This is a genomic window from Puia sp. (assembly GCF_036500295.1).
In the GTDB taxonomy this organism is placed as follows: domain Bacteria; phylum Bacteroidota; class Bacteroidia; order Chitinophagales; family Chitinophagaceae; genus Puia.
Window position 1 is genome coordinate 1 of the sequence record NZ_DASYCH010000027.1, and the last position, 7,022, is coordinate 7,022.

Genomic DNA, 7,022 nt, shown 5'->3' on the forward strand with positions numbered 1-7,022 from the left:
ATTGTTCTGGTCAAACTGGGTGGTGGTTTGCGAGGCATTGGCCGCGTTGGCGACGACACCGGTGCTGAGCAGGGCGGTACGGAGGGCCTCATAGTGGCGATCGAGCGAGTCGGTATTGATCGGGACTGTGATCAGCCCGGCCCGGTCATAGCCGATGAGGCGATCTTTTGCAAACTGGATCTGGCGGAAGATGACGATCGTGCCGATGATAAGCGAGAGGGAGATGGAGAATTGCGCGACAACGAGGACCTTTCGCGGCGTGCTTGCGCCGCGACCTGCTTTGAAAGCGCCTTTGAGGACTTTCACCGGCCGGAAGCCGGACAGATAGAAGGCGGGATAGCTGCCGGCCAGCAGACCGGTGATCCCGGTGAAGGCCAGGGACAGGGCCCAGAAGGTGGGACTGCTCCAGGGGATCGTCATGGGTTTGTCGGCGAGGCTGCTAAACAGGGGAAGCGACGCCGCGGCGAAGACGATCGCAAGGACAAAGGAGATAGCGGCGAGCAGGATCGACTCGCCGAGGAACTGAACGATCAACTGGCTTCGCAGCGAACCGATGGTCTTGCGGATGCCGACCTCCTTTGCGCGTTGTTCGCTGCGGGCCGTGGAGAGATTCATGAAGTTGATACAGGCCAGCAACAGCACGAAGACGCCGATGATCCCGATGAGGCGGACGAAGCCGATGCGCCCGCTGCCGGCGTTGTCGTTCTCGTTATAGTGCAGGTACAACTGTTCGAAGGGGAGTACGGTGTAGGTCTCGTAGTCTTCTTTGACGTAGGGGGTGCAGAGATTCTTTATGCGGGCCGTGGCCTGTTCAGCGCTAGTGTTGCCGGCAAGGCGGGCGAACATCCGCGAGTTATGGTTGAGAAAATCGGTGTTGTCCCTGATGCCCCGGACGTTGTCGTTGCCGAGGGAAATAAGAAAGTCGATGTCGTGGAAGCTGCTGTTTTCGGGTAGGTCCGCATAGACGCCGCCAACGGTGAGGGGTACACGGTTGCTCCATTTGAATATTTTGCCTACCGCATTTTCGCTGCCATAAAGGGCGATGGCCGTGTTCCGGGAAATGATCGCCGTAGACGGGTCGCGGAGGGATTCGCCGCTTCCGCTGAGAAAACGATATCCGAAGATGTGCGGGAAGGTAAATTCGGCAAAGGAGCCGTTGCGCGAGACGCTTTTGTCGCCGGCGACGAGCAGCCGTTCGTCGGGGTAGGAGAGGATCGCGGTTTCCGTGAAGACATCGTCATATCCTTTTTTCAGGAAGGGTTTCAGGGCCGAGGAGAGGGTGGGGCCCATGGAGGTGGTCTGTTTGTCACTGGCCCAGGCGCCGCCTTTTTGGTTCTGCATGATCTCCGCGATGCGGGCGTGATCGGGGTAGGATTGGTCGTGTGCGAATTCGCCGGCCGCCCAGATGCCGATGATGAGCGCGATGGCCATGCCGGTGGCGAGACCGAAGATGTTGATAAAGGAATAACCACGATTCTTGCGTAGTTGGTGGAGCGCGATATGGAGGAAGTTTTTTATCATGATCATTCCATTCTTAATGATTTGATGGGACTGGTGAGCGCGGCCCGCAGCGCCTGGAAGCTGACGGTCGCCAGCGTGACCACCAGGATCCCGATGCCGGACACGACAAAGATCCAGACGGAAAGGGGGGTATGGATCTTATAGTTCTGCAGCCACTGGGACATGCAGTAATAGCTAAGCGGCATCGCGATAAGCATGGACAGCGCCACCAGTTTTATGAAGTCGGCGGATAACAGCGCCCAGAGCCCCGACACACGGGCGCCAAGCACTTTGCGGACGCCGATCTCTTTTGTGCGTTGTTCGGCGACGAAGGAGGCGAGCCCGAAGAGGCCGAGACAGGAGATGAGGATGGCCAGCGCGGAGAACACCGTTGCAAGATTGCCGATCCGCGACTCCGTATTGAATTTCTGTTGATACTCCTCATCGATGAAAGAGTAGATAAAGGGGCTTGCCGGGTTGAATTGCCGGAAGACGGGTTCCATGGCGGCGAGGGCAGTGCGCACCGGCGTTCCCCGTTTGAGGCGAACGGTAAAGACGGCATGGCCGCCATCGCCCATGAAGATCGCGGGTTGGATCGGGAAATAAGGACTGTTGCTGATGATGTCCTTTGTCACCCCGATGATGGTATACGGTTTTCCCCAATGTTTGACGACCTTGCCGATGGGATCTTTGAAACCCAGGGCACGGGCACCCCGTTCGTTGACGATGGCCGCCGAACTGTCGGTAAGATGTTCGCGGGAGAAGTCGCGGCCTTTGACGACGGTCCAGCCGATGGTCGGACCGAAATCGGCATTTACGTTGACGTCGCGGAAGGAGATGGTTTTTGCCTCCTCGCTCATTCCTTCCCATTCGAGCATATTGTTGCGATAAAATGCGTTCAGCGTCGCAGAGGAGTTTGTGATATTGGCGACTGCGCCCGTGTTGAGCAGGGCCTTGCGAAGGGCCTCGAAATGGCCATCCAGTTCTTGTGTATTGTCAGGAACGGTGATCAGCCCGGCCTGGTCATAGCCGACGGGTTGATCTTTTGCAAACCGGATCTGACGGAATACGACGATGGTACCGATGATCAGGGCCAGGGAGATGGAAAACTGCATCACCACGAGAACCTTGCGCGGCGTGCTGGCGCCCTTGCCGGTCTTGAACGCGCCTTTTAAAACCTTCACCGGCCGGAAACCGGAGAGGTAGAATGCGGGGTAGCTACCCGCCAGCAGACCCGTGAGCAGGGTACACCCCAATGAAAGCCCCCAGAAGAACGCAGAAGTCCAGGGGAAGCTCATGAGCTTACCGGAGAGATGATTAAACCAGGGCAAACTGAGGGCGGCAAGCGCAACGGCGAGGATAAAGGAGAGGAAGGCTAGGAGGACGGATTCCCCGAGGAATTGGGCGATGAGATGACTCCTTAGCGAACCGATGGTCTTGCGGATGCCCACTTCCTTAGCGCGTTTTTCGCTGCGGGCCGTGGCCAGGTTCATAAAGTTTATGCAGGCCAGCAACAGGATAAAGACCCCGATGATCCCGAGCATTCTGACGTAGGCCATCCGGCCATCGCCGACGGAGTTGCTCTCATCATAATGCAGGTACAGGCTTGGAAACGGTAGCACCTTATAATTTTCGTAGGCGAACTTCACATGGGGGGTGCAGATATTCTTGATGCGGGCCGTCGCCTGTTCGGGGGTGACATGATCGGCGAGCAGGGCATACATCCGGCAATCGTGGTCTTCGAAATTGGTGACATTCTTCAGCCAGCTGGTTTCCTCACTTTCCATCGAGATAAAAAAGTCAATATCCTTCAGACTGCTGTTCGCAGGCTGATCGGCATAGACGCCCCCGACGGTGAACGGACGGCGGTTCTCATATTTAAAGGTTTTGCCGACCGCATTTTCGGTGCCATACAGCGCAATGGCCGTCGATCCCGAGATCAGCGCGGTGTTGGGATCGCGCATGGATTCGGCGCTGCCGCTCAGGAAACGGTAACCGAAAATGAGCGGAAAGGTATACTCCGCCGAGGTGCCTGTCTGGGCGATGCTTTTATCGCCGGTCACCAGCAAATGTTGGCCGGACCAAAGGGCCATCGCCGTTTGGGCGAAGACATCCCGATAGTTTCCTTTCTGCAGCCAGGGGTTGAGGGCCGGGGACACGGTAGTGCCGACATACGAGGGTGGCGTATTCTCACCGGTCTGGCCCTTTGGCCATTGGTTTTGCATGATCTCGACGACCCGGTTGCCGTTGGGAAGGTCCTTATCGACCGAAAGCTCGTCAACCGCCCAGATACCGATGATAAGTGCGATGGCCATGCCGGTCGCGAGGCCGAAGATATTGATAAAGGAATAGCCGCGGTTCTTGCGCAGTTGGCGGATGGCGATATGGAGGAAGTTTCTAAACATGGTGTTGATGTTATGAGTTATTCGGTGCGAAGTGATTTGATGGGATTGGCGAGTGCGGCTTTCAGGGATTGGAAGCTGACGGTGGCGAGCGTGAGCAGCAGCATGCCCGCGCCGGCGGCAATGAAGATCCAGGGCGAGAGTCCCGTGTGGAGCGAATAGTTCTGCAGCCAGTCGTGCATCGCGATGCCGGTGAGGGGCATGGCGATGAGCATGGACAGGATGACGAGTTTTACGAAGTCACCGGAAAGGAGGGCCCAGAGGCTGCCGACCCCCGCCCCGAGGATCTTTCGCACGCCGATCTCTTTGGTTCGCTGTTCGGCGACGAAGGAAGCCAGGCCGAAGAGCCCGAGACAGGAGATGAGGATGGCGAGGCCGGAGAAGACGGCGGCCAGGGAACCGATGCGGGTCTCGGCGGTGAATTTCTCCGCATACTCTTCATCGTTGAAGGTATAGTTGAAGGGGCTGGCGGGGTTGAAGCGACGGAAGAGCGGTTCGATCGCCGCGAGGGCCGTGCGGATCGGGGCGCCGGGCTTCAGCCGGATGGTGATAAAATTCATCACGCCGTCACCGAGGAAGACGCCGGCTTCCATGGCCTCATAGGGTGAGTTGGTGAGTAGATTGCCGGCTACCCCGATGACATGATAAGGCTTGCCGAAGAGGGTGACCTGCATGCCGATCGGATCTTTGAGGCCGGCTTTTTTTATGGCCGCCTCGTTGAGGATGGCGGCGTTGCTGTCGGTCGCAAAATCCCGGGAGAAGTCGCGGCCCTGAAGGATGGTCCAGCCGATGGTGGCGCCGAATTCGGGGCTGACGTTGACATTGTGGTAGCTGACCTGTTTTTGTTCGGTGGTTTGTCCTTCCCAACTCAGATCGTTGCCATTGTCGAAGCTGGTGGTGGGCTGGCTACTCCGGGCCATGCCGGCGATGAACCCGGTGTTGAAGAGGGCGATGCGCAGCGCGTTATAATGGTCGGCAAGGTCGGGCGTGTTGATGGGCACCGTGATCAGCCCGTCGCGGTTGTAGCCTACCGGGCGATCCTTTGCGTACTGGATCTGCCGGTAGACGACGATGGTCGATATGATGAGTGACAGTGAAACGGAGAACTGGGTAATGACGAGGATCCTGCGGGGAAGGCTTGCTCCCCGCCCCGCTTTAAAAGCCCCTTTTAGCACCTTGACGGGCCGGAAGGACGAAAGATAAAAGGCAGGATAGCTGCCGGCGATGAGGCCGGTGAGCAGGGTAAAGCCCACGGCGGCCAGCCAGAACCAGACGTTGGTCCAGGGGAAGCTCATTTCCTTGGCCGCCAGGTCGTTGAAGAAAGGCAGGCAGAGGGCGGCGATACCGACCGCGAGGAGGAAGGCGATGCCCGCGGTGAGAACGGACTCACCGAGGAACTGGCCGATCAGCTGATAGCGGCGGGAGCCGATCGTTTTTCGGATGCCGACCTCTTTTGCGCGTTGCTCGCTACGGGCCGTGGAGAGGTTCATGAAGTTGATGCAGGCGAGCCCGAGTACGGAGGCGCCGATGATGGCGAAAAGCCAGACGAACTGGATACGGCCGCCGTTGGGGATGCCGTCTTTGAACTCGCCGTGAAGGTGTAGCTGGTCGAAAGGGTAGACCATGAATTCCTGGTGGACAAGGGTGTGGCGGTTCGGCATCAGCGACCTGATCCGTTGGGTGGCCTGTTGGGCGGTAGCGTTGCCTGCCAGCTGCACATACATTTTGCCGCTATGGTCGTACCAGTCGGTATTGGCGTTGAGGTATTTGTTGTCGGGGTGGTCCCACGGAAGCAGAAACTGGACCACATGAAAGGTGCTGTTGAAAGGGATATCGTCGAACACCCCGCCGACGACAAACGGGGTCTTGTTATCGAGCTTTACCAGTTTGCCGATGGGGTTGGCGGACCCAAAGAGGGTCACAGCCGTGCTGCGGGCGAGCAGAATGTTGGAAGGTTCGTTCAGACTGGCGGCGGTGCCGGCCAGCAGGTGGAGGGAGAAGATGTCGGCGAAGCTGGCCTGCGCCCAGGGGCCCTGTTTGGAGACGCTTTGGTTCCCGTCCTTGTCGCCCGTGCCGAGGAGATGCCAGTAGGGGGGCGAGATCATCGCCGTTTTGGTGAATAAGTCTTCATAGCCCGTGCGGATCGTGGGGCCTAACAGGGTGGAGATGAAGGGGTTGATATGGACCCTTGGCCCCGCCTGCGACTCGCTTTTGGCTTTGTCGAGGGATCCCTGCCGGAGCATCACTTCGGCGATGCGTTGATAGTGGGTGTGGTAGTGGTCGAAGCTGAGCTCATCGGCGATCCAGAGGCCGATGAGGAGGGTGATAGCCAGGCCGGCCGCGAGGCCGAAGATGTTGATAAAGGCGTAGCCGCGGTTGCGGCGGAGGCTGCGCCAGGCAAGGACGAGATAAGATTTGAGCATAAGATGTGGGGATTGACTTTGTCAAAGACAGGGGCAATCGGGGAATGTTGCATCATTCGCTACGCAAAGATCGGACGGGATTCATAAGGGCCGCCTTTAGGCTTTGGTAGCTGATGGTCAGCAGGGTGATGGCGATAAGGCCCGCGCCGGCCGCGGCGAAGATCCACCAGGGCAGGGACGCGCGGTAGTTATAGCCTTGCAGCCAATGGTCCATGCCAATGTATGCAAGCGGTATGGAGATAAGAATGGCAAGGACCGTTAGCTTCAGAAAATCTTTCGAGAGCAGCCCCCAGAGGCTGAGGACGCCGGCGCCGAGCACCTTGCGGACGCCGATCTCTTTTGTGCGTTGTTCGGCTGTGAAGGCGGCGAGGCCGAAGAGGCCGAGACAGGAGATGAAGATGGCCAGGCTGGTAAAGACGGCGGCGAGATTGCCGATGCGTTGTTCGGCCTCGAATTTGGCGGCGTAGGCGATGTCGACGAAGTGATAAATGAAGGGGCTGGAAGGGTCGTATTTTTTGAAGATGGGCTCCATGGCGGCGAGCGCGTCGTGAGGCTTGAGGCCGGGCTTGATCCGGACATGGATCTGATAGATCCAGCCGCCGCCGACGAAGACCGCGGGCTCGACGGTGTCGTAAGGACTGTTATTGACCATATCGGCGGCGACGCCGACGACCGTGTAGGCCTTGCCGTGCAATTT

Annotated in this window: 4 protein-coding genes; all 4 read right to left on the reverse strand. The window is 58.3% G+C overall.

What is annotated here, in order from left to right; all coding sequences use genetic code 11:
- A partial coding sequence (locus VGM48_RS06335) for an ABC transporter permease (RefSeq protein ID WP_331577179.1) occupies positions 1–1,521 on the reverse strand: 1,521 nt, incomplete at its 3' end.
- Positions 1,522–1,523: 2 nt separating this feature from the next.
- Entirely contained in the window at positions 1,524–3,905 is a 2,382-nt protein-coding gene (locus VGM48_RS06340) for an ABC transporter permease (protein WP_331577181.1), read from the reverse strand.
- Positions 3,906–3,922: 17 nt separating this feature from the next.
- Positions 3,923–6,325 (reverse strand): ABC transporter permease, encoded by a 2,403-nt coding sequence (locus VGM48_RS06345; protein WP_331577183.1) that lies wholly within the window; start codon positions 6,323–6,325, stop codon positions 3,923–3,925.
- 52 nt (positions 6,326–6,377) lie between these two features.
- Positions 6,378–7,022 (reverse strand): ABC transporter permease (locus VGM48_RS06350; RefSeq protein ID WP_331577185.1); only part of this gene is annotated, 645 nt, incomplete at its 5' end.